At 61.2% G+C, this 21969-nt stretch carries 23 protein-coding genes; 22 read left to right on the top strand and 1 reads right to left on the bottom strand.

The annotated features are described in order from the left end of the window. The first annotated feature begins 48 nt into the window (after positions 1–48). The 3 genes from secD to Q7C33_RS16780 all read left to right on the top strand — a co-directional run bounded on the left by secD (position 49) and on the right by Q7C33_RS16780 (position 3508). Positions 49–1917: a protein translocase subunit SecD gene (gene secD / locus Q7C33_RS16790; RefSeq protein ID WP_407683806.1), complete on the top strand. Its 1869-nt coding sequence runs from the start codon at positions 49–51 to the stop codon at positions 1915–1917. A 9-nt stretch (positions 1918–1926) separates the two neighbouring features. After that, positions 1927–2841 carry a protein translocase subunit SecF gene (secF, locus tag Q7C33_RS16785; protein WP_407683805.1) on the top strand — a complete coding sequence of 305 codons (915 nt, stop codon included), beginning with the start codon at positions 1927–1929 and terminating at the stop codon, positions 2839–2841. A 118-nt stretch (positions 2842–2959) separates the two neighbouring features. Beyond that, positions 2960–3508: a glycine zipper 2TM domain-containing protein gene (locus tag Q7C33_RS16780; RefSeq protein WP_014336691.1), complete on the top strand. Its 549-nt coding sequence runs from the start codon at positions 2960–2962 to the stop codon at positions 3506–3508. Positions 3509–3989: 481 nt separating this feature from the next. Here Q7C33_RS16780 and suhB read toward each other — a convergent pair whose 3' ends face one another. Then, positions 3990–4808, bottom strand: a complete 819-nt coding sequence (suhB, locus tag Q7C33_RS16775) for a type III secretion system regulator SuhB (protein WP_003185165.1) — start codon at positions 4806–4808, stop codon at positions 3990–3992. A gap of 144 nt (positions 4809–4952) precedes the next feature. Here suhB and trmJ point away from each other — a divergent pair, with 144 nt between their 5' ends. From trmJ to der, 19 genes are all read left to right on the top strand, one after another. Further along, the gene (gene trmJ / locus Q7C33_RS16770) at positions 4953–5723 is read left to right on the top strand and encodes a tRNA (cytosine(32)/uridine(32)-2'-O)-methyltransferase TrmJ (RefSeq protein WP_198796291.1); all 771 of its coding nucleotides are present in this window, start codon (positions 4953–4955) and stop codon (positions 5721–5723) included. A gap of 1 nt (position 5724) precedes the next feature. Then, on the top strand, positions 5725–6501 hold the full coding sequence (cysE, locus tag Q7C33_RS16765) for a serine O-acetyltransferase (protein ID WP_003197992.1): 777 nt from the start codon (positions 5725–5727) through the stop codon (positions 6499–6501). Positions 6502–6768: 267 nt separating this feature from the next. Beyond that, positions 6769–7260 (top strand): Fe-S cluster assembly transcriptional regulator IscR, encoded by a 492-nt coding sequence (iscR, locus tag Q7C33_RS16760; protein ID WP_030139599.1) that lies wholly within the window; start codon positions 6769–6771, stop codon positions 7258–7260. Positions 7261–7310: 50 nt separating this feature from the next. After that, the gene (locus tag Q7C33_RS16755; RefSeq protein ID WP_030139598.1) at positions 7311–8525 is read left to right on the top strand and encodes an IscS subfamily cysteine desulfurase; all 1215 of its coding nucleotides are present in this window, start codon (positions 7311–7313) and stop codon (positions 8523–8525) included. Positions 8526–8568: 43 nt separating this feature from the next. After that, the gene (iscU, locus tag Q7C33_RS16750; RefSeq protein ID WP_003185157.1) at positions 8569–8955 is read left to right on the top strand and encodes a Fe-S cluster assembly scaffold IscU; all 387 of its coding nucleotides are present in this window, start codon (positions 8569–8571) and stop codon (positions 8953–8955) included. Between the two features lie 24 nt (positions 8956–8979). Then, positions 8980–9303: an iron-sulfur cluster assembly protein IscA gene (iscA, locus tag Q7C33_RS16745; RefSeq protein ID WP_030139597.1), complete on the top strand. Its 324-nt coding sequence runs from the start codon at positions 8980–8982 to the stop codon at positions 9301–9303. 8 nt (positions 9304–9311) lie between these two features. Next, positions 9312–9833 carry a co-chaperone HscB gene (gene hscB / locus Q7C33_RS16740; protein WP_030139596.1) on the top strand — a complete coding sequence of 174 codons (522 nt, stop codon included), beginning with the start codon at positions 9312–9314 and terminating at the stop codon, positions 9831–9833. A 50-nt stretch (positions 9834–9883) separates the two neighbouring features. Next, the gene (hscA, locus tag Q7C33_RS16735) at positions 9884–11746 is read left to right on the top strand and encodes a Fe-S protein assembly chaperone HscA (RefSeq protein ID WP_030139595.1); all 1863 of its coding nucleotides are present in this window, start codon (positions 9884–9886) and stop codon (positions 11744–11746) included. Positions 11747–11749: 3 nt separating this feature from the next. Continuing rightward, on the top strand, positions 11750–12091 hold the full coding sequence (fdx, locus tag Q7C33_RS16730) for an ISC system 2Fe-2S type ferredoxin (RefSeq protein WP_030139594.1): 342 nt from the start codon (positions 11750–11752) through the stop codon (positions 12089–12091). Between the two features lie 13 nt (positions 12092–12104). Beyond that, positions 12105–12305 carry a Fe-S cluster assembly protein IscX gene (gene iscX / locus Q7C33_RS16725; RefSeq protein ID WP_198796292.1) on the top strand — a complete coding sequence of 67 codons (201 nt, stop codon included), beginning with the start codon at positions 12105–12107 and terminating at the stop codon, positions 12303–12305. An 88-nt stretch (positions 12306–12393) separates the two neighbouring features. Beyond that, the gene (gene ndk / locus Q7C33_RS16720; protein WP_030139592.1) at positions 12394–12819 is read left to right on the top strand and encodes a nucleoside-diphosphate kinase; all 426 of its coding nucleotides are present in this window, start codon (positions 12394–12396) and stop codon (positions 12817–12819) included. 28 nt (positions 12820–12847) lie between these two features. Beyond that, positions 12848–13996 carry a 23S rRNA (adenine(2503)-C(2))-methyltransferase RlmN gene (rlmN, locus tag Q7C33_RS16715; protein WP_407683804.1) on the top strand — a complete coding sequence of 383 codons (1149 nt, stop codon included), beginning with the start codon at positions 12848–12850 and terminating at the stop codon, positions 13994–13996. 12 nt (positions 13997–14008) lie between these two features. Next, positions 14009–14767 carry a type IV pilus biogenesis/stability protein PilW gene (gene pilW, locus Q7C33_RS16710; protein WP_030139590.1) on the top strand — a complete coding sequence of 253 codons (759 nt, stop codon included), beginning with the start codon at positions 14009–14011 and terminating at the stop codon, positions 14765–14767. Further along, positions 14767–15822 carry a RodZ domain-containing protein gene (locus tag Q7C33_RS16705; protein ID WP_258648233.1) on the top strand — a complete coding sequence of 352 codons (1056 nt, stop codon included), beginning with the start codon at positions 14767–14769 and terminating at the stop codon, positions 15820–15822. Before pilW ends, Q7C33_RS16705 begins: the two co-directional genes overlap by 1 nt. A 3-nt stretch (positions 15823–15825) precedes the next feature. Beyond that, a complete protein-coding gene (gene ispG, locus Q7C33_RS16700; protein ID WP_003185136.1) occupies positions 15826–16935 on the top strand; it encodes a flavodoxin-dependent (E)-4-hydroxy-3-methylbut-2-enyl-diphosphate synthase in 1110 nt (369 codons plus the stop codon). Between the two features lie 22 nt (positions 16936–16957). Beyond that, the gene (hisS, locus tag Q7C33_RS16695; RefSeq protein WP_407683803.1) at positions 16958–18247 is read left to right on the top strand and encodes a histidine--tRNA ligase; all 1290 of its coding nucleotides are present in this window, start codon (positions 16958–16960) and stop codon (positions 18245–18247) included. Positions 18248–18287: 40 nt separating this feature from the next. Next, complete coding sequence (locus Q7C33_RS16690) at positions 18288–18929, top strand: tetratricopeptide repeat protein (RefSeq protein ID WP_030139587.1); 642 nt, start codon at positions 18288–18290, stop codon at positions 18927–18929. Further along, complete coding sequence (gene bamB / locus Q7C33_RS16685; protein WP_030139586.1) at positions 18922–20073, top strand: outer membrane protein assembly factor BamB; 1152 nt, start codon at positions 18922–18924, stop codon at positions 20071–20073. Before Q7C33_RS16690 ends, bamB begins: the two co-directional genes overlap by 8 nt. A gap of 199 nt (positions 20074–20272) precedes the next feature. Further along, positions 20273–21745, top strand: coding sequence for a ribosome biogenesis GTPase Der (der, locus tag Q7C33_RS16680; protein ID WP_030139585.1), 1473 nt, complete (start codon positions 20273–20275; stop codon positions 21743–21745). Positions 21746–21969: the final 224 nt, after the last annotated feature.

Raw genomic sequence — 21969 nt, 5'->3', positions numbered from 1 at the left:
CAATCGACGGGGCGCGCAAGGCGCCCCGCGTCATAAGCGGGCGGCGTGATGCTGAACAAATACCCTCTGTGGAAATACCTACTGATCCTGGCGGTGCTGGCGGTCGGTCTGATTTATTCCGCTCCCAATCTTTACCCGGATGACCCGGCCATTCAGGTCAGTGGCGCAAGCACTGCGCTGCAGGTCACCCAGGCCGATCTGGACCGTGCGAGCGCTGCGCTCAAGGCTTCCAATATCGAGGTCAAGGCTGCGTCCATCGCTGAAAACGGCAAGGGCGGCCTGTTGCGCCTGGTCAAGTCTGAAGATCAGTTGCCGGCCAAGGACGTGGTGCGCAAGGCGTTGGGCGACGACTACGTTGTAGCCCTGAACCTGGCCCAGACCACCCCGCAATGGCTGCGCAACCTTGGCGCCCACCCAATGAAATTGGGCCTGGACTTGTCCGGTGGCGTGCACTTCCTGCTGGAAGTGGACATGGAAAAAGCCCTCGACGCACGCCTGAAAGTCTACGAAGGCGACGTCAAGAGCCTGCTGCGCAAAGAGCGCGTGCGTTATCGCAGCCTGCCGCAGTTCGAAGGTGCCATTCAACTGGGCTTCAGCGATGAAGACGCCCGCGAACAGGCTCGTGCGCTGGTCCGCAAGAATTTCAACGATTTCGACATTGTTCCGGCCGACCTCAATGGCCAACCGGTGCTGCGTCTGGCGATGACCCCGGCCAAGCTGGCGGAAATCCGCGAATACTCCATCAAGCAGAACTTGACCACGGTACGTAACCGCGTCAACGAGCTGGGTGTGGCCGAGCCGATCGTGCAGCGCCAGGGCGCCAACCGCATCGTGGTTGAGCTGCCAGGTGTGCAGGACACGGCCGAAGCCAAGCGTATCCTCGGCAAGACCGCCAACCTGGAATTCCGCCTGGCCGCCGAGCCGGGTGCTTCCAAGGCCACTTCCGAGAGCTTCGAGTTCCGTGAAGGCGGTCGTCCGGCGGCGCAGATCGAGCGTGGCCTGATCATCACTGGTGACCAGGTGACCGACGCCCAGGCGGGCTTCGACGAGCAGGGTCGTCCGCAGGTGAACATTCGCCTCGACGGCCACGGCGGCGAACTGATGAGCCGCGCCACGCGCAGCAACGTCGGTCGCAGCATGGCGGTGATCTTCATCGAGCAGAAGCCGACCACTACCTACACCAAGCAAGTGGTCAACGGTGTCGAGAAAGACGTACCGGTGCAGACCTTCAAGGAAGAGAAGAAGATCATCAGCCTGGCGACCATCCAGTCGCCACTGGGCAGCCAGTTCCGCATCACCGGCCTGAACGGCCAGGGCGAATCCTCGGAACTGGCCTTGTTGCTGCGTGCCGGTGGCCTGGCCGCGCCGATGTACTTCGCTGAAGAACGCACCATCGGCCCGAGCCTGGGTGCCGACAACATCACCAAGGGTGTCGATGCATCCCTGTGGGGCATGTTGTTCGTGTCGCTGTTCATCATCGCCATCTACCGCTTCTTCGGCTTGATCGCCACGGTTGCGCTGGCGGTGAACATGGTGCTGCTGCTGGCCCTGATGTCGTTGTTGGGCGCGACGCTGACCCTGCCGGGTATCGCCGGTATCGTCTTGACCATGGGCATGGCGGTGGACGCCAACGTGCTGATCTTCTCGCGGATACGTGAAGAGATCGCCGCGGGCATGACGATCCAGCGGGCAATCAACGAAGGCTTCGGCCGGGCATTCACTGCGATTCTCGACTCCAACCTGACCACATTGCTGGTCGGCGGGATTCTCTTTGCCATGGGCACCGGCCCGGTCAAGGGCTTCGCAGTGACCATGTCCCTCGGGATCTTTACCTCGATGTTCACAGCCATCATGGTGACCCGCGCAATGGTCAACCTGATCTTTGGCGGTCGTGACTTCAAGAAGTTGTGGATTTAAGGGGCTGCCATGTTACGTACAATCAACTTCATGGGCGTTCGCAATATTGCGTTCGGCGTCACATTGTTTCTTACGGTCCTGGCGTTGTTCAGCTGGGCCACCAAGGGCCTGAACTACGGCCTGGACTTCACCGGCGGTACGCTCATCGAGCTGACCTACGAGCGTCCGGCCGACGTCACCAAGGTGCGTGAGCAACTGGCGACCTCGGGCTACAGCGACGCCATCGTGCAGAGCTTTGGTGCAACGACTGACCTGTTGGTGCGCATGCCGGGTGAAGACCCGCAATTGGGTCACCAGGTCGCCGAAGCCTTGCAGAAGGCCGGCGGCGACAACCCGGCCCAGGTCAAGCGCGTCGAGTTCGTCGGCCCGCAGGTGGGTGAAGAGTTGCGCGACCAGGGCGGCCTCGGCATGCTGTTGGCGCTGGGCGGCGTGATGCTCTACCTGGCCTTCCGCTTCCAGTGGAAGTTCGCGGTGGGCGCCATCGTCTCGCTGATCCACGACGTGATCGTGACCGTGGGCATCCTGTCGTTCTTCCAGATCACCTTCGACTTGACGGTGCTGGCGGCGGTGCTGGCGATCATCGGTTACTCGCTCAACGACACCATCGTGGTGTTCGACCGGGTGCGTGAGAACTTCCGGGTACTGCGCAAGGCGTCCTTGGTCGAGAACATCAACATCTCGACCACCCAGACCCTGCTGCGGACCATGGCGACGTCGATCTCCACCTTGCTGGCGATTGCCGCGCTGCTGTTCTTCGGCGGCGACAACCTGTTCGGTTTCTCCATCGCGCTGTTCATTGGTGTGATGGCGGGTACCTACTCGTCGATCTACATCGCCAACGTGGTGTTGATCTGGCTGAACCTGAGCTCCGAGGATCTGATTCCTCCGGCAGCCACCGAGACCGAGGTGGACGACCGCCCGTAAGGCTCGGTTTTCCGTCCGTCACGGCAGAAAAGGCGCGAGTTGAACTCGCGCCTTTTTTTGTGCTCCAAGGCTGGGAGAAGCGCGGATTGATCCGCATGTGATGGCCCTGGAGGTTCAAGTGAACAAATCGATGCTGGTTGGTGCGGTATTGGGTGCTGTCGGTGTGACTGCCGGTGGTGCGGTCGCCACCTACAGCTTGGTAAAGAGTGGCCCTGAGTACGCGCAAGTATTGGCCGTGGAACCGGTCAAGACCCAGATCAAGACTCCGCGTGAAGTGTGCAAGGACGTCACCGTGACTCGGCAGAAGCCAGTCCAGGACCAGCACCAGATCGCCGGCACCGTGCTCGGCGCTGTGGCCGGTGGCCTGTTGGGCAACCAGATCGGCGGCGGCACCGGCAAGAAAATCGCCACCGTGGCCGGTGCGGCTGGCGGCGGTTATGCCGGTAACAAGATTCAGGAAGGCATGCAGGAACGCGACACGTACACCACCACCCAAACTCGCTGCAACACGGTCAATGACATCAGCGACAAGGTTGTAGGCTACGACGTTCGCTACATGCTCGACGGCAAGGAAGGCAAAGTCCGTATGGACCGCGACCCGGGCAACCAGATCCCGGTGAGCAAGGAAGGCCAACTGATCCTGGGTCAGAACGAACCGGCCCAGTGATCCAACCGCTATGAAAAAGCACCCTTCGGGGTGCTTTTTTCATGCCCACAGTTCAAGCGCCACCCCGAATCCCCTGTAGGAGCGAGCTTGCTCGCGAAAGCGGTGGCTCAGCTTGCATCGATATTGAATGTGCCGGCCTCTTCGCGAGCAAGCTCGCTCCCACATTGGATCTGCGGTGGGCACAAATCTTGTGCCTACCCCAAATTTCCTTGTGGGAGCGGGCTCGCTCGCGAAAGCGGTGGTTCAGCCTGCATCCATATTCCAGATGTCATCCATCGTGGCGAGGGGATTTATCCCCGCTGGGGCGCGTAGCGGCCCTAATTGCAGCCAGCCAAGTGTGTCAGGCAGATTAAATTTGGCTGCTGGGGAGGGGACTGCTGCGCAGCCCAGCGGGGATAAATCCCCTCGCCACGGGTGAGTGGGGTGAGCGCGTAGGCATAAAAAAAGCACCCCGAAAGGTGCTTTTTTCTAGCCGGGCTGCTTAACGCTTCAGCGAAGCCGGCAAATGCGGCTGGATAGCCGTCAGCACAGCCTTGAAGCATTTGGTGTTGCCGGCAACGATGTGGCCTTTTTCAAGGAAGTCGTGGCCGCCGGTGAAGTCGCTCACCAAGCCGCCAGCTTCCTGGATCAGCAGGGCGCCCGCAGCCATGTCCCACTCGGACAGGCCCGACTCCCAGAACGCATCGAAACGGCCTGCTGCAACATAAGCCAGGTCCAGGCTTGCAGCACCGGCGCGGCGGATGCCAGCGGTCTGGCCGACCAGGGCGCGGAACATACCCAGGTAGTTGTCCAGGTTGTCCATCTGGTCGTCACGGAACGGGAAGCCGGTACCCAGCAGGGCGCCGTCGAGGCTGGTGCGGCCGCTGACGCGCAGGCGACGACCGTTCAGTTGGGCGCCACGGCCACGGCTGGCGGTGAATTCTTCCTGGCGAACCGGGTCCAGTACGACGGCGTGTTCCAGGCGACCACGGTATTTGCAGGCGATGCTGACAGCGAAGTGTGGAATGCCGCGCAGGAAGTTGGTGGTGCCGTCCAACGGATCGATGATCCACAGGTACTCTTCGCCTTCGATGCCGGTACCGGCATGCATGCCGGTCTCTTCACCGAGGATGGAGTGGTTCGGGTAAGCCTTGCGCAGGGCGTCGACGATTTTCTGTTCGGCGGCGCGATCCACCTCGGACACGTAGTCCTTGGCGTCTTTTTCATCGACCTTGATGGTATCCAGGCGCTCGATGGAGCGGAAGATCAGTTCACTGGCGCTGCGGGCGGCGCGCAGCGCGATATTCAGCATGGGCTGCATGGATGTGTCACCTAAGGTTGTTAAAGAAAGCCGCGCATTCTATCAGAACTTTTTCTCAGGAGAAGGTTGGTGTTCGCTTTCATAGCTTAACGGTAGGTGCTTAGGTAAGATTTGCTCCCTTTGTCGTGTTCGAGAGCGCCTCCCTTGTTGCAGAACATTCGTGTCGTCCTGGTCAATACCAGCCATCCGGGAAACATCGGCGGAGCTGCGCGGGCCATGAAGAACATGGGCCTGTCGCGGCTGGTGCTGGTCGAGCCCCGTTCGTTTCCCCACCACGAAGCCGATGCCCGGGCATCCGGCGCCAATGACATCCTGGCCAATGCCGAGGTCGTCGCCACGCTGGAGGACGCCCTGGTGGGTTGCAACCTGGTGCTCGGCACCAGTGCCCGCGACCGCCGCATTCCCTGGCCGTTGCTCGATCCCCGCGAATGCGGCACCAAAGTGGTCGAGGAGGCCGGGCAGGGCGGGCAGATCGCCTTGGTGTTTGGCCGTGAAGATTCCGGCCTCACCAATGAAGAGCTGCAGCGATGTCATTTTCACGTGCATATCCCTTCCGACCCCGGCTTCAGCTCGCTGAACCTCGGGGCGGCGGTGCAGGTGTTGAGTTATGAAGTGCGCATGGCCTGGCTGCAAGCCGAGGGCCAGCCCAGCAAGTTGGAAAAATACGAGGCGACGTCGCCGCGCAGTGAGACACTGGCGACCATGGACGAACTGGAGCGATTCTATGAACACCTGGAGCAGACCCTGGTGGACATCGAATTCCTCGACCCGGACAAGCCTCGGCACTTGATGGCGCGCCTGCGTCGGTTGTACGGACGAAGCTCGGTAAGCCGGGCGGAAATGAATATATTGCGCGGCATCCTCACGGAAACCCAGAAAGCGGCCCGTGGCGAGCTGATTAAGCGGAAGGAATAAAATGTTCGAACGTTTGCGTGAAGATATCCAGAGCGTCTTTCATCGTGACCCGGCGGCGCGCAATGCCTTTGAAGTGTTGACCTGCTACCCGGGGATGCACGCCATCTGGATCCATCGCCTGTCCGGCGCCCTGTGGAACATGGGCTGGAAATGGCTGGCGCGGCTGGTCTCGAACTTCGGGCGCTGGCTGACCGGGATCGAGATCCACCCGGGCGCCAAGGTCGGTCGCCGGTTCTTCATCGACCACGGCATGGGCATCGTCATTGGCGAGACCGCCGAAATCGGCGACGACGTGACGCTTTATCAAGGCGTGACCCTCGGCGGCACCAGTTGGAACAAAGGCAAGCGTCACCCGACGCTGGAAGACGGCGTTGTCGTGGGGGCTGGCGCCAAGGTGCTCGGGCCGTTCACGGTCGGGGCCGGGGCGAAAGTCGGCTCCAATGCGGTGGTGACCAAGGCCGTGCCGCCCGGCGCCACTGTGGTGGGCATTCCAGGGCGGATCATCGTCAAATCCGATGACGAGCAGGACGCCCGTCGCAAGGCCATGGCCGAAAAGATCGGCTTCGACGCCTACGGTGTTGGCGAAGACATGCCCGACCCGGTGGCTCGCGCCATCAACCAGTTGCTCGACCACCTGCAAGCGGTGGACGGGCGCCTGGAGGGGATGTGCGGCGCCCTGAAGGACCTGGGCAGTAATTACTGTGCCAAGGACCTGCCTGAACTGCGCGAGGAAGACTTTGCGTGTGTGAAGGACAAGGATGAGACCCAGGCCAGCTGAAACCCTGCTGGCCTCATCGCGAGCAAGCTCGCTCCCACATGGGATTTGCGTCGTACATGAATTATGTGCTCGCCAGAGAGCCCTGTGGGAGCGAGCTTGCTCGCGATGAACGATAACGCGGTATCGCTGGTCGTTAGCCGCCTACCTTTGCTATCATTCGCGCGCTCTTTTGCGGGTAAACCTGAGTAAAGCACTGGGTCTTATACTTGACTTAAATACTCGGGAATTGCATACTCGCCCCCATTCCGAACTCCGTGGTAATTGTCCATGCGACTGACTACAAAAGGCCGATACGCCGTGACCGCAATGCTCGATCTGGCATTGCATGCGCAGCACGGGCCGGTGTCCCTCGCCGATATCTCCGAGCGCCAGGGCATTTCCCTGTCCTACCTCGAACAACTGTTCGCCAAGCTGCGCCGCAGCAACCTGGTCTCCAGTGTTCGCGGCCCCGGCGGCGGCTACCAGCTGTCGCGCGAGATGCAAGGCATCCAGGTCGCCCAGGTGATCGATGCCGTGAACGAATCGGTCGATGCGACCAAATGCCAGGGGCTAGGCGATTGCCATGGCGGCGATACTTGCCTGACCCATCATCTGTGGTGCGACTTGAGCCTGCAGATTCACGAATTTCTGAGTGGTATCAGCTTGGCCGACCTTGTGACTCGCCGTGAGGTGCAAGAAGTAGCCCAGCGTCAGGACCAGCGCCGTTGCAATGGCAAGGCGCCGCACCTGGACAAGATCGAAGCGTCCGCCGTCGAATGACCGCCGCAGAGCACGCGGAACGCCAGCCAGCCTGATTTAGGAGAGAGTCCATGAAATTGCCGATTTACCTTGATTACTCTGCGACCACCCCGGTTGATCCGCGTGTCGCGCAAAAAATGAGTGAATGCCTGCTGGTCGACGGAAACTTCGGTAACCCGGCGTCCCGCTCCCACGTCTTCGGCTGGAAGGCCGAGGAATCGGTGGAAAACGCCCGTCGCCAAGTCGCCGACCTGGTCAACGCCGACCCGCGTGAAATCGTCTGGACCTCCGGTGCCACCGAGTCCGACAACCTGGCAATCAAGGGTGTCGCGCATTTCTACCACACCAAGGGCAAGCACCTGATCACCTCGAAGATCGAGCACAAGGCTGTCCTGGACACCACGCGCCAACTGGAGCGTGAAGGCTTCGAAGTCACCTACATCGAGCCCGGTGAAGATGGCCTGATCACCCCGGCCATGGTCGAAGCCGCCCTGCGCGACGACACCATCCTGGTTTCGATCATGCACGTGAACAACGAAATCGGCACCGTCAACGACATCGCCGCCATCGGCGAGCTGACCCGCTCCAAGGGCGTCCTGTTCCACGTCGACGCGGCGCAGTCCACTGGCAAGGTCGACATCGACCTGTCCAAGCTGAAAGTCGACCTGATGTCGTTCTCCGCCCACAAGACCTACGGTCCTAAAGGCATCGGCGCCCTGTACGTCAGCCGCAAGCCGCGTGTTCGCCTCGAAGCGACCATGCACGGCGGCGGTCACGAGCGTGGCATGCGTTCCGGTACCCTGGCGACCCACCAGATCGTCGGCATGGGCGAAGCCTTCCGCGTCGCCAAGGAAGACATGGCGGCCGAGAACGTGCGCATCAAGGCCTTGAGCGACCGTTTCTTCAAGCAGGTCGAGCACCTCGAAGAGCTGTACGTCAACGGCAGCATGACCGCCCGCGTCCCGCACAACCTGAACCTGAGCTTCAACTACGTTGAAGGCGAGTCGCTGATCATGGCACTCAAGGATCTGGCCGTGTCGTCCGGTTCGGCGTGCACCTCGGCGTCGCTTGAGCCTTCGTACGTACTGCGCGCCCTGGGCCGCAACGACGAATTGGCCCACAGTTCCATCCGCTTCACCTTCGGCCGCTTCACCACCGAAGAAGAAATCGATTATGCCGCGCAGAAAGTCTGCGAGGCCGTGACCAAGCTGCGCGCTCTGTCGCCGCTGTGGGACATGTACAAAGACGGCGTCGACATTTCGAAAATCGAATGGGCGGCGCACTGAGAAGTCGCCACCAGAGCGGCTCCACTGATGAGGATTGAAGCAAATGGCATATAGCGAAAAGGTCATCGACCACTACGAGAACCCGCGCAACGTCGGCAAGATGGACGCGCAGGATCCTGACGTCGGCACCGGCATGGTCGGCGCCCCGGCGTGCGGCGACGTGATGCGCCTGCAGATCAAGGTCAACGAGCAAGGCATTATCGAAGACGCCAAGTTCAAGACCTACGGCTGCGGTTCCGCCATCGCGTCCAGCTCCCTGGCCACCGAGTGGATGAAGGGCAAGACCCTCGACGAAGCCGAAACCATCAAGAACACCCAGCTGGCCGAAGAACTGGCCTTGCCGCCAGTGAAAATCCACTGCTCGGTACTCGCTGAAGACGCCATCAAGGCCGCCGTTCGCGACTACAAGCAGAAGAAAGGCTTGATCTGATCCGCGTTACGGTAAGGAGTTTCCATGGCTATCCAGATGACAGAAGCGGCAGCTAAGCATGTGCAGCGTTCTCTTGCAGGGCGCGGCAAGGGCGAGGGTATCCGCCTGGGTGTTCGCACCACGGGCTGTTCCGGCCTCGCCTATGTACTGGAATTCGTCGACGAAGTCGGTGAAGACGACCAGGTGTTCGAAAGTCATGGTCAGAAAGTGATCATTGACCCGAAGAGCCTGACGTACCTGGACGGCACCGAGCTGGATTTCGTCAAGGAAGGGTTGAACGAAGGTTTCAAGTTCAACAATCCCAACGTGCGCGGTGAATGTGGCTGCGGCGAAAGCTTCAACATCTGAGGCTGCTCGTGGGTACTCCTTGTCATTTTGCGTTGTTCCAGTTGCAGCCTGCTTTCCAGCTGGACCTCGATCAGTTGTCCGCGCGTTATCTTGAACTGGCCCGTGGTGTCCACCCCGATCGCTTTGCCGATGCCTCCGAGGCGGAGCAGCGGCGGGCGCTCGAGCAGTCGGCGAACCTCAACGAGGCTTACCAGACGCTCAAGAACCCGGCCAAGCGCGCGCGTTACCTGCTCGCCATCAGCGGTCATGAGCTGCCCCTGGAAGTCACGGTCCACGATCCCGAGTTCCTGTTGCAGCAGATGCAATGGCGCGAGGAGCTTGAAGACCTGCAGGACAGCGCCGACCTGGCCGGTGTCGCGGTTTTCAAGCGTCGCCTGAAAGATGCCCAGCACACACTGAACGAAAGCTTCGCAGCCTGCTGGAACGATGCCGCGCAACGCGAACAGGCCGAACGCCTGATGCGGCGCATGCAGTTCCTCGACAAGCTCACCCACGAAGTGCGCCAGCTAGAAGAGCGCCTCGACGATTAACCCAGTGCCGCTCCGGTCGCACGCCTGATTACAGATAAGTCCTGATTACGATGGCCCTACTGCAGATCGCCGAACCCGGCCAAAGTCCACAACCGCACCAGCGTCGCCTGGCTGTCGGGATCGACTTGGGTACCACCAATTCCCTGGTCGCTGCCTTGCGCAGCGGTCTTTCCGAACCGCTGGCCGACGAGCAGGGACGGGTGATCCTGCCGTCCGCCGTGCGTTATCACGCCGACCGCGTTGAAGTGGGCGAGTCGGCCAAGCTGGCCGCCGCCACTGATCCCCTGAATACCATTGTCTCGGTCAAGCGCTTGATGGGTCGTGGTCTGTCCGACGTCAAGCAACTGGGCGATCAATTGCCGTACCGCTTCGTCGGTGGCGAATCCCATATGCCGTTCATCGAAACCGTGCAGGGGCCGAAAAGCCCGGTAGAGGTTTCCGCTGACATCCTGAAAGTCCTGCGCCAACGTGCCGAAGCGGCGTTGGGCGGCGAACTGGTGGGGGCGGTGATCACGGTGCCGGCCTATTTCGACGACGCTCAGCGCCAAGCCACCAAGGACGCCGCCAAGCTCGCGGGCCTGAACGTGCTGCGCCTGCTCAACGAGCCGACTGCAGCGGCCGTTGCCTACGGCCTCGATCAGCACGCCGAAGGCCTCGTCGCGATCTACGACCTGGGCGGCGGTACGTTCGATATTTCGATCCTGCGCCTGACTGGCGGTGTTTTCGAGGTCCTGGCCACCGGCGGCGACAGTGCCCTGGGCGGCGATGACTTCGACCATGCCATCGCGGGCTGGATCATCGAGCAAGCGGGCCTCTCCGCCGACCTCGACCCGGGTGCGCAACGCCACCTGCTGCAAACTGCCTGCGCCGCCAAGGAAGCCTTGACCGACGCCAACACGGTTGAAGTCGTTTATGGCGAGTGGAAAGCCGCGCTAACCCGCGAAGCCTTCGATGCCCTGATCGAGCCCATGGTTGCCCGCAGCCTCAAGGCCTGCCGCCGTGCCGTGCGCGATTCCGGCGTAGAGCTCGAAGACGTCAAGGCCGTGGTCATGGTCGGTGGTTCGACCCGCGTGCCTCGGGTTCGCGAAGCCGTTGCCGAAGCCTTCGGCCGTCAGCCGCTGACCGAAATTGACCCGGATCAGGTGGTCGCCATAGGCGCCGCGATCCAGGCCGATACCCTGGCCGGCAATAAGCGCGACGGCGGCGAACTGCTGTTGCTCGACGTGATCCCGTTGTCCCTGGGGTTGGAAACCATGGGCGGCCTGATGGAGAAGGTGATCCCGCGCAACACCACCATCCCGGTTGCCCGTGCCCAGGACTTCACCACTTATAAAGACGGCCAGTCGGCCATGATGATCCACGTGCTGCAAGGTGAGCGTGAGCTGATCAGCGACTGCCGTTCCCTGGCCCGCTTCGAATTGCGCGGCATCCCGGCCATGGTCGCCGGTGCGGCGAAGATCCGCGTGACCTTCCAGGTCGATGCCGACGGTCTGCTCAACGTTTCCGCTCGCGAACTGGGTTCGGGCGTGGAAGCGAGCATCCAGGTCAAGCCTTCCTATGGCCTGACCGACGGTGAAATCGCCAAGATGCTCAAGGATTCCTTCCAGCACGCCAGCGACGACAAGGTCGCCCGTGTGCTGCGCGAGCAGCAGGTTGACGGCCAGCGCCTGGTCGAAGCCGTGCAGGCCGCTCTCGAAGCCGATGGCGAGCGCCTGCTTGACGCCGAAGAGCGCATGGTCATCGAAATGCAGATGCAAGAACTCTCCGAATTGATCAAGGGCACCGATGGTTATGCCATCGAGCAGCAGACCAAGCGTCTGTCGCAAGTCACCGATGCCTTTGCTGCCCGCCGCCTGGACTCGACGGTGAAAGCCGCCCTGGCGGGGCGCAACCTGAATGAAATCGAGGAATAACTGATGCCGCAGGTGATTTTTCTGCCCCACGAGAAGTTCTGCCCGGAGGGCATGGTCGTGGAGGCTGAGCCCGGAATTTCGATTCTCGAGCTGGCCCATGAGCACCATATCGAGATGGAAAGTGCCTGTGGCGGCGTCTGCGCTTGCACGACCTGCCATTGCGTCATTCGCGAAGGGTTCGACTCGCTGGAAGAAGCGGACGAACTGGAGGAAGATTTCCTCGATCGGGCCTGGGGCCTGGAAGCGCAATCGCGCCTGGGTTGCCAAGCCATCGTCGGCACCGAAGACCTGACCGTCGAGATTCCGAAATATTCGCTTAACCATGCGGCCGAAGCGCCGCACTGATGGTGATACTGTCATGAGCTATGGTTGGACTGATGTACAACGCATCGCAGAAGAACTGGCCGAAGCCAAGCCGGACGTGAACCCGAAGGCTGTAAATTTTGTCGATTTGCAGCGCTGGATCATGGAATTACCCGATTTCGACAACACCTCTGGCCGTTGTGGCGAGAAGGTCCTGGAGGCTGTCCAACAGCTCTGGATCGACGAAATCGACTGATCGACCCGGCAGGTTAGGCAATACCCCTGAACCCGCGTATAATTCGCGGGTTTAATTTTTCGCAAATTACCGTTTCTGGAGTTACACCATGGCTGTTCAACGTACTTTCTCCATCATCAAGCCTGACGCCGTTGCTAAAAACGTGATCGGCAAGATCGTTACCCGCTTCGAAGACGCTGGCCTGCGCGTTGTAGCTTCGAAAATGAAGCAACTGTCCAAAGCCGAAGCCGAAGGCTTCTACGCTGAGCACAGCGAGCGCGGTTTCTTCGGTGAGCTGGTTGCCTTCATGACTTCCGGTCCGGTTGTCGTTCAGGTGCTGGAAGGCGAAAACGCCATCGCTCGCAACCGTGAGCTGATGGGCGCTACCAACCCTAAAGAAGCTGCTCCTGGCACCATCCGTGCTGACTTCGCTGAATCCATCGACGCCAACGCCGTCCACGGTTCGGACTCCGAAGCCGCCGCTGCTCGCGAAATCGCTTACTTTTTCTCCGCTACTGAAGTAACCACTCGCTAAGCCCAGGCTTTTGAGTGAAGGTGAATCCATGACTACATCGAACGGCAAAACCAACCTGTTGGGCCTGACCCAGCCGGAAATGGAGAAATTCTTCGACTCGATCGGGGAGAAGCGTTTCCGTGCCGGCCAGGTGATGAAATGGATTCACCACTTTGGCGTCGACGACTTCGACGCCATGACGAATGTCGGCAAGGCCCTGCGCGAAAAGCTCAAGGCTGTTGCCGAGATTCGCGGCCCCGAAGTGGTCAGCCAGGACATTTCCAGCGACGGCACCCGTAAATGGGTGGTACGCGTGGCGTCCGGCAGCTGCGTCGAGACCGTCTACATCCCCCAGGGCAAGCGCGGCACCTTGTGCGTTTCGTCCCAGGCAGGCTGTGCCCTGGATTGCAGTTTCTGCTCCACCGGCAAGCAAGGCTTCAACAGCAACCTCACCGCCGCCGAAGTGATCGGCCAGGTGTGGATTGCCAACAAATCCTTTGGCAGCGTCCCGGCAACCGTCGACCGTGCCATCACCAACGTGGTGATGATGGGCATGGGTGAGCCGCTGCTGAACTTCGACAACGTCGTCTCCGCCATGCATTTGATGATGGATGACCTGGGCTACGGCATTTCCAAGCGCCGCGTGACCCTGTCTACCTCCGGCGTGGTGCCGATGATCGATGAGCTGGCCAAGCACATCGACGTCTCCCTGGCGCTGTCGTTGCACGCACCCAATGACGCATTGCGTAACCAATTGGTGCCGATCAACAAGAAATATCCGCTTAAGATGCTGCTCGAATCCTGCCAGCGCTACATGTCGGCGTTGGGCGAGAAACGCGTGCTGACCATCGAGTACACCCTGCTCAAGGATGTGAACGACAAGGTTGAACATGCGGTCGAGATGATCGAGCTGCTCAAGAACATCCCGTGCAAGATCAACCTGATCCCGTTCAACCCGTTCCCGCATTCCGGTTACGAGCGTCCGAGCAACAACGCGATTCGTCGCTTCCAGGATCAGCTACACCACGCTGGCTTCAACGTCACCGTGCGCACGACTCGCGGCGAAGACATCGACGCCGCGTGTGGCCAATTGGTAGGACAGGTGCTGGATCGCACCCGTCGCAGCGAACGCTACATCGCCGTGCGCGAACTGAACGCCACCGACGATGCACTGCAGAACGCTGCGAACAGTCACTAAGAGAGGAACTCTATGTCCCTGCGCTTCGCGCTCGTTTTGCTGCTGGCCGGTCTCTGTTCCGGTTGTGTCCTGTCGGGTGACTACAACCCGATGAAGACCAGCAAAGGGCGCGACGAAGCCCGCCAGGCCTATGTGCAACTGGGCATCGGCTATCTGCAGCAGGGCATGACCGAGCGGGCCAAGGTGCCACTCAAGAAAGCTTTGGAACTGGACAGCTCCGACGCCGATGCCAATGCGGCGCTGGCGCTCGTGTTCCAGGCCGAGCTGGAATCGGAGCTGGCTGACGAGCATTTTCGCAAGGCGTTGTCGGCCCGGCCACAAGATGCCCGTATCCTGAACAACTACGGCAGTTTTCTCTACGAACAGGCCCGTTACAAGGACGCCTACGAACGTTTCGAGCAAGCGGCCGCCGATACCCTTTATCCCGAGCGTTCGCGGGTTTTCGAGAACCTCGGCATGACGGCTGCCAAACTCGGCCAGCGCGACCTGGCCCGCCAGCAGCTTGAGAAGGCGCTGCGGCTCAACCGCCAACAACCGCGTGCATTGCTGGAAATGGCTGAGTTGTCTTACGAAGACAGGCATTATGTGCCCGCGCGTGACTATTACGAGCGTTTTAGCCTGCTGAGCGAACAAAATGCACGTAGTCTATTGCTCGGCGTTCGGCTGGCACATGTGTTTGAAGATCGCGACAAGGCTGCAAGTTACGGCCTGCAACTTAAAAGACTCTATCCCGGTACGCCGGAATATCAGCAATACCTGTCGGAGCAATGATGAAAGCGGCGCATCCCGAAGTTGTAGCAGCGACTCGCGTAAATCCCGGTGAGACCCTGCGTCAAGCCCGCGAAAGCAATGGTTGGTCGCTGGCCGAAGTGGCCCACAAGCTCAATCTTACCGTGACTTCCCTGAGCAATCTGGAAGCCGGCGCGTTCGACAAATTGCCAGGGCATACCTTCGCCCGGGGCTACATCCGCGCCTATGCCAAATTGCTCGGCATGGACCAGACCGTGCTGGTCCAGCAGTTCGACCAATACACCGGTTCCGACGCCCAGGGCAGCAACGTGCACAGCCTGGGCCGTATCGAAGAGCCCGTGCGTGTTTCCCACACCATTCTGCGCATCGTCAGCCTGTTGCTGCTGATCGCGGTGATCGGTGGCGGTTTTGTCTGGTGGCAGGACCAGGCGTCCTTGCGTACCAAGGAACCGGTTGCGATGAACACCGAGCACGTCGAAGTCGAAGGCGCCGACGGCACCACCCAGATCCATCCGCTGGACGAGCCGGAAGACCAGGCCGTTGCCGAAGGCCAGGCTGAAGGTGAAACCGCACTGGCGTTGCCCCAGGGTCAGGATGGCGCCGAGGCCGATACCGCTGCCGGCACCGAGCCAGCCGCCCCAGCCGCGCAGGCGCCTGTTCCCACGCCTGCAGCGCCAACGGCTCCGGCCCATGCCGGCAGCACTCCGGCGGCGCCTGCTCCTCCGGCCCATGCTGGCAGCACTCCGACAGCGCCTGCTAGTCCTGCGCCTGCCACGCCAGCACCTGCCGTGGCGACTCCGGCGGTACCTGCTGCTCCAGCGGCCCCGGCGGCGGGTGACGGCCAGGTCCAGATCCAGTTCACCGCCGATTGCTGGACGCAGATCACCGATGGCAACGGCAAAGTCCTGTTCAGTGGCCTCAAGCGCAAGGGCGACAGCGCGTCTGTCAACGGCAAGCCACCGTTTGCCGTACGCCTGGGTTATGCCCGTGGCGCGCAGGTCAGCTACAACGGCCAGCCGGTCGACATCGCTCCGTTCACCAGTGGCGAGACCGCTCGCCTGAAGTTGGGTCAATAAGTCATGCACGGCGAATCTCCAATCAAGCGTCGCGAATCCCGGAAAATCTGGGTCGGTAACGTGCCCGTGGGCGGCGATGCGCCAATCGCTGTGCAGAGCATGACCAACAGCGACACCAATGACGTGGCCGCCACGGTCGCACAGATCAACCGCCTGGAAGCCGCCGGCGTCGACATCGTGCGTGTCTCCGTGCCGGACATGGACGCCGCCGAGGCGTTCGGCAAGATCAAGCAACTGGTCAAGGTCCCGTTGGTGGCCGACATTCATTTCGACTACCGCATTGCCTTGCGCGTGGCCGAGCTGGGTGTCGATTGCCTGCGCATCAACCCGGGCAATATCGGTCGCGAAGACCGTGTTCGTGCCGTGGTCGATGCCGCCCGCGACCGCGGCATCCCGATCCGCATCGGCGTGAACGCCGGTTCCCTGGAAAAAGACCTGCAGAAGAAATACGGCGAACCGACCCCAGCCGCGCTGGTGGAGTCGGCCCTGCGCCATGTGGAACACCTCGAACGCCTGAATTTCCAGGACTTCAAGGTCAGCGTGAAGGCGTCCGACGTGTTCATGGCCGTCGAAGCCTACCGCCTGCTGGCCAAGGAAATTGTCCAGCCATTGCACCTGGGCATCACCGAAGCCGGTGGGTTGCGTTCGGGTACGGTGAAATCCGCCGTCGGCCTCGGTATGCTGCTCGCCGAGGGGATTGGCGATACCATCCGCATCTCGTTGGCGGCTGACCCGGTCGAGGAAGTGAAAGTCGGCTACGACATTCTCAAGTCCCTGCACCTGCGTTCCCGTGGCATCAACTTCATTGCCTGCCCGAGCTGCTCGCGGCAGAACTTCGATGTGGTCAAGACCATGAACGAACTGGAAGGGCGCCTCGAAGACCTGCTGGTGCCGCTGGATGTCGCGGTGATCGGTTGCGTGGTCAACGGGCCTGGCGAAGCCAAGGAGGCCCATATCGGCCTGACTGGCGGTACACCGAACCTGATTTACATCGACGGCAAGCCGTCGCAGAAACTGACGAATGACAATCTGGTGGATGAGCTGGAACGGCTGATTCGCCAGAAGGCGGCCGAAAAGGTCGAAGCCGACGCAGCGGTCATCGCGCGCGGTTAAGTCGCAAGATTAAGGAATACATGTGAGCAAGTCTCTGCAAGCCATTCGTGGCATGAACGACATCCTGCCCGAGCAGACGCCCCTGTGGCGTTATTTCGAGGGCACCGTGGCGCGTTTGCTGGATAACTACGGTTATCGGCAGATCCGCATGCCGATCGTCGAGTTCACCGAGCTGTTCAAACGCTCCATTGGTGAAGTCACCGACATCGTCGAAAAAGAGATGTACACCTTCGACGACCGCAACGGCGATTCCCTGACCCTGCGCCCCGAAGGCACGGCGGCCTGTGTGCGTGCAGTGCTCGAGCACGGCATCACCGGCGGCGGCCAGGTGCAGAAGCTCTGGTACGTTGGCCCGATGTTCCGCCACGAGCGCCCGCAGAAAGGCCGTTATCGCCAGTTCCACCAGATCGGTCTCGAGGTGTTCAACCTCGAGGGGCCGGACATCGACGCCGAGCTGATCGTCATGACCTGGCGCCTGTGGGGCGAGCTGGGGCTGCGTGATGCGGTCAAGCTCGAGCTCAACAGCCTGGGCACCAGTGAATCCCGCGGTCGCTACCGCGAAGCGTTGGTGGATTTTCTCTCCGCGCACGTGGACAAGCTGGATGAAGACAGCCAGCGCCGCATGAAGACCAACCCGCTGCGCGTGCTCGACACCAAGAATCCGGAAACCCAGGCGATCCTGGTGGACGCGCCGAAAATGGCCGACTACCTCGACGACGAGTCCCGTGCGCACTTCGAAGGGCTGAAGGCTCGCCTCGACGCCGTGGGCATCCCCTACGTGATCAACCCGAAGTTGGTTCGCGGCCTGGACTACTACAGCAAGACCGTCTTCGAATGGGTCACCGACAAGCTCGGCGCCCAGGGCACCGTGTGTGCCGGCGGCCGCTACGACGGCCTGGTGGAGCAGATGGGCGGCAAGCCGACCCCGGGCGTGGGCTTTGCCATGGGCATCGAGCGCCTCGTGTTGATGCTTGAGGCGCTGGACAAGGTGCCTGAAGAGCTGTCCCGTCAGGTCGACGTCTACCTGTGCGCCTTTGGCGAGGCTGCCGAGCTGGCCGCCCTGTCGTTGAGCGAGCGGGTTCGCGACCAGTTGCCCAACCTGCGCCTGCAGATCAACGCCGGTGCCGGCAGCTTCAAGAGCCAATTCAAGAAGGCCGACAAGAGCGGTGCGCTGTACGCATTGATCCTCGGTGACGACGAACTGGCCCAACAAGTGGTAGGTTTCAAACCCCTGCGTGGCCAGGGCGAACAACAAAGTATTGCCTGGGATGCGCTTGCTGCACACCTGGCCACCTGCGTCGTGCAGGGTTGAAGCTGTCAAACAGCCGATTTAGCGATTAAGGAGTATTGGGGTGTCGAGTACCGAAGATGAACAGCTGGCGGATTTGAAGGACTGGTGGACGCGCAACGGCAAGCCGCTGGTCACTGGCGGCCTGTTGGCGCTGGTCATCGTGTTCGGCTGGCAGGCCTACCAGAAATACCAGAGCAACCAGTCGCAAGGCGCCTCGATGCTCTACCAGCAATTGCTGGAAACCACCCTGACCCCGGACGGCAAGCCTGACGCGGCACGCGTGGCGGACCTGGCCGGCAAGCTGAACAAAGAGTTCGGCGGTACCGCCTACGCCCAGTACGGCAGCCTGTTCGTGGCCAAGGTCGCGGTAGACAGCGGCAAGCTGGACGATGCGGCCACCGAGCTGAAAGCGATCGTCGACAAGCCGGCCAACCCGACCTTGGGCGAAGTCGCACGTCAGCGCCTGGCACAGGTGCTGGCGGCACAGAACAAGACCGAAGACGCCTTGAAGCTGCTCGACGGCGACGCCGACAAGGCGTTCCTGGCGACTCGCGAAGAACTCAAGGGCGACCTGCTGGTACAGCTGGGCCGTGCCGATGAGGCCCATGCGGCCTACCAAAAAGCCAAGGCTGCGCTGTCGGATGAAGCCGCGGTCGGTGGCCTGCAAATCAAGCTGGACGACCTGGCCAAAGGGGATGCGTGACGTGATCCGTTGGAAACATGCAGCATTGCTGGCCCTGGCCATTCTGGCCGCGGGTTGCAGCAGCAACAGCAAGAAAGAACTGCCTCCGGCCGAACTGACCGACTTCAAAGAAGAAGTCGTTCTGCAGAAGCAATGGAGCCGTTCCATCGGTGATGGCCAGGGTGAAACCTACAACATGCTGGTGCCGGCCATTGACGGCGACACCATTTATGCCGGCGACGTCACGGGCGTCGTCATGGCCATGGATCGCATGAACGGCGACGTGAAATGGGAGAAAGATCTCGAGCTGCCTGTGTCCGGCGCCGTTGGCGTGGGTTACGGGCTGGTCATGATCGGCACGCTCAAGGGTGAGATCGTCGCCCTGGACGCGAGCAGCGGTGAAGAGAAATGGCGCGCCCGCGTGACCAGTGAAGTCCTCGCACCGCCCGCCACCAACGGCGACGTGGTCGTGGTCCAGACCCAGGATGACCGCCTGATCGGCCTGGATGCCGCCACCGGCAACCAGCGCTGGTTGTATGACAGCACTCCGGCGGTACTGACCTTGCGCGGCACCAGTGCGCCGATCGTCACCAACCGCCTCGCGGTGGCTGGTTTGTCGACTGGTAAAGTCGTCGCCCTGGACATTTCCAACGGCGTGCCGGTCTGGGAACAGCGTGTAGCGATCCCTCAAGGTCGTTCGGAGTTGGAACGTGTAGTCGACATCGACGGCGGCCTGTTGCTGTCCGGCGGTACGCTGTATGTCGCCAGCTACCAGGGTCGCGTCGCGGCGCTGGACCTGGAAAGCGGTCGCGTGCTGTGGCAGCGCGATGCTTCCAGCTACGCCGGTGTCGCCCAGGGTTTTGGCAGCGTCTATGTGAGCCTGTCCTCGGGCACGGTCGAAGGCGTCGATGAGCGTTCCACTACCGCCTTGTGGAGCAACGATTCCCTGGCCCGTCGTCAACTGTCGGCCCCGGAAGTGTTCTCCAGCTACGTTGCAGTGGGTGACCTGGAAGGTTACCTGCACCTGCTCAGCCAGGTGGACGGTCGTTTCGTCGGCCGTGAGCGCATCGACAGCGACGGCCTGCGTGCCCGTCCGCTGGTGGTGGGCAGCATGATTTATGTGTATGGCAACAGCGGCAAACTGGAAGCCCTGACCATCAAGTAAGACTATGCTTGGGTTAATTCCCAAGCGGCTTCATTCATGTGGGAGCGGGCTTGCTCGCGAAAGCGGTGGATCAGTTGACATCCATCTCATTGGGCCAGCGCATTCGCGAGCAAGCCCGCTCCTACAGGTTGGCCCCGAGCACCAGCCGCTGCCTCGCAGCGGCTTTTGTATTTTCTGAAATAACGAAGTGGAGAGCCGCATGGTTCCCGTAATCGCCCTGGTGGGCCGACCGAACGTCGGCAAGTCCACCTTGTTCAACCGCCTGACCAGGACTCGCGACGCCATCGTCGGCGACTTGTCCGGTCTGACCCGTGATCGCCAATACGGTGAGGCCAAGTGGCAAGGGCGTACCTATATTCTGGTCGACACCGGCGGCATCTCCGGTGATGAACACGGCATGGACGAAAAAATGGCCGAGCAGTCTCTGCTCGCCATCGAAGAAGCCGATGTGGTGCTGTTCCTGGTAGACGCCAAGGCCGGTTTTACCGCCGCCGACCAGATGATCGCCGAGCATTTGCGCAAGCGTAACAAGCGTTCCTACGTGGTCGCCAACAAGGTCGACAACATCGACCCGGACATGGCCCGCGCCGAGTTCGCGCCGTTGGGCATGGGCCAGGCGATCCCGATCGCCGGTGCCCACGGACGCGGCATCACCCAGATGCTGGAAATCGCCCTGGCTGATTTCCCCAAGGATGACGAAGACGAGCCGGAAGAAGGCGAGGAAGAAATCGTTGCCGAGGGCGAGGAAGCCAAGCGCATCCCGGGCCCGAGCGAAAAAGACGGGATCAAGATCGCGATCATCGGTCGCCCGAACGTCGGCAAGTCGACCTTGGTCAACCGCATGCTCGGCGAAGACCGGGTCATCGTCTACGACCAGCCCGGCACCACCCGCGATAGCATCTACATTCCCTTCGAGCGTAACGAAGAGAAGTACACGCTGATCGACACCGCCGGTGTGCGCAAGCGCGGCAAGATCCACGAAGAAGTCGAAAAGTTCTCCGTGGTGAAAACGCTGCAAGCGATCAAAGACGCCAACGTGGTGATCTTCGTGATGGACGCCCGCGAAGGCGTGGTGGATCACGACCTGAACCTGCTGGGCTTTGCCCTGGAAGCCGGTCGTGCGCTGGTCATCGCGATCAACAAGTGGGACGGCATGACGCCGAGCGAGCGCGACTACGTGAAGGTCGAATTGCAGCGCCGGCTGTTCTTCGTCGACTTCGCCGACATCCACTTCATCTCGGCCCTGCACGGCACGGGCGTGGGCAACCTCTACGCTTCGGTGCAGAACTCGTTCAAGTCGGCGGTCACCCGCTGGCCGACCAACCGCCTCACCCAGATCCTCGAAGACGCCGTTGGCGAGCACGCGCCACCGATGGTCAACAATCGTCGGATCAAGCTGCGCTACGCCCACTTGGGTGGCGCCAACCCGCCGATCATTGTGATCCACGGCAACCAGATCGAGAAAGTGCCCAAGTCGTACGTTCGCTATCTGGAGAACACTTATCGGCGCGTCCTGAAGTTGGTCGGCACCCCGATCCGCATCGAGTTCAAGGGCGGCGAGAACCCGTACGAAGGCAACAAGAACACGCTCACCGACCGCCAGGTCAACAAGAAGCGCCGCTTGATGTCGCACCACAAGAAGGCCGACAAGAAGCGCCGCGACAAGCGCTGATTGTCGATGCAGCGCGCCGAACCCTGTGGCGAGGGGATTTATCCCCGCTGGGCTGCGAAGCAGCCCCAAGACAGGCAACTCAATACGCCTGATATACCGAGTTGTTGGGTTCTAGGGCTGCTGCGCAACCCAGCGGGGATAAATCCCCTCGCCACAGGTTCTGCGACGAGATGCATTGAAGAGGGTGCCCACGGGCACCCTTTTTCATGCCCGGCGATTGGGCT

This window comes from Pseudomonas sp. BP11-1-1, from assembly GCF_052112105.1.
Lineage (GTDB): Bacteria > Pseudomonadota > Gammaproteobacteria > Pseudomonadales > Pseudomonadaceae > Aquipseudomonas > Aquipseudomonas alvandae.
Note: the sequence above shows the minus strand (reverse complement) of the source record. Positions and strands in the feature narration are given on the sequence as shown.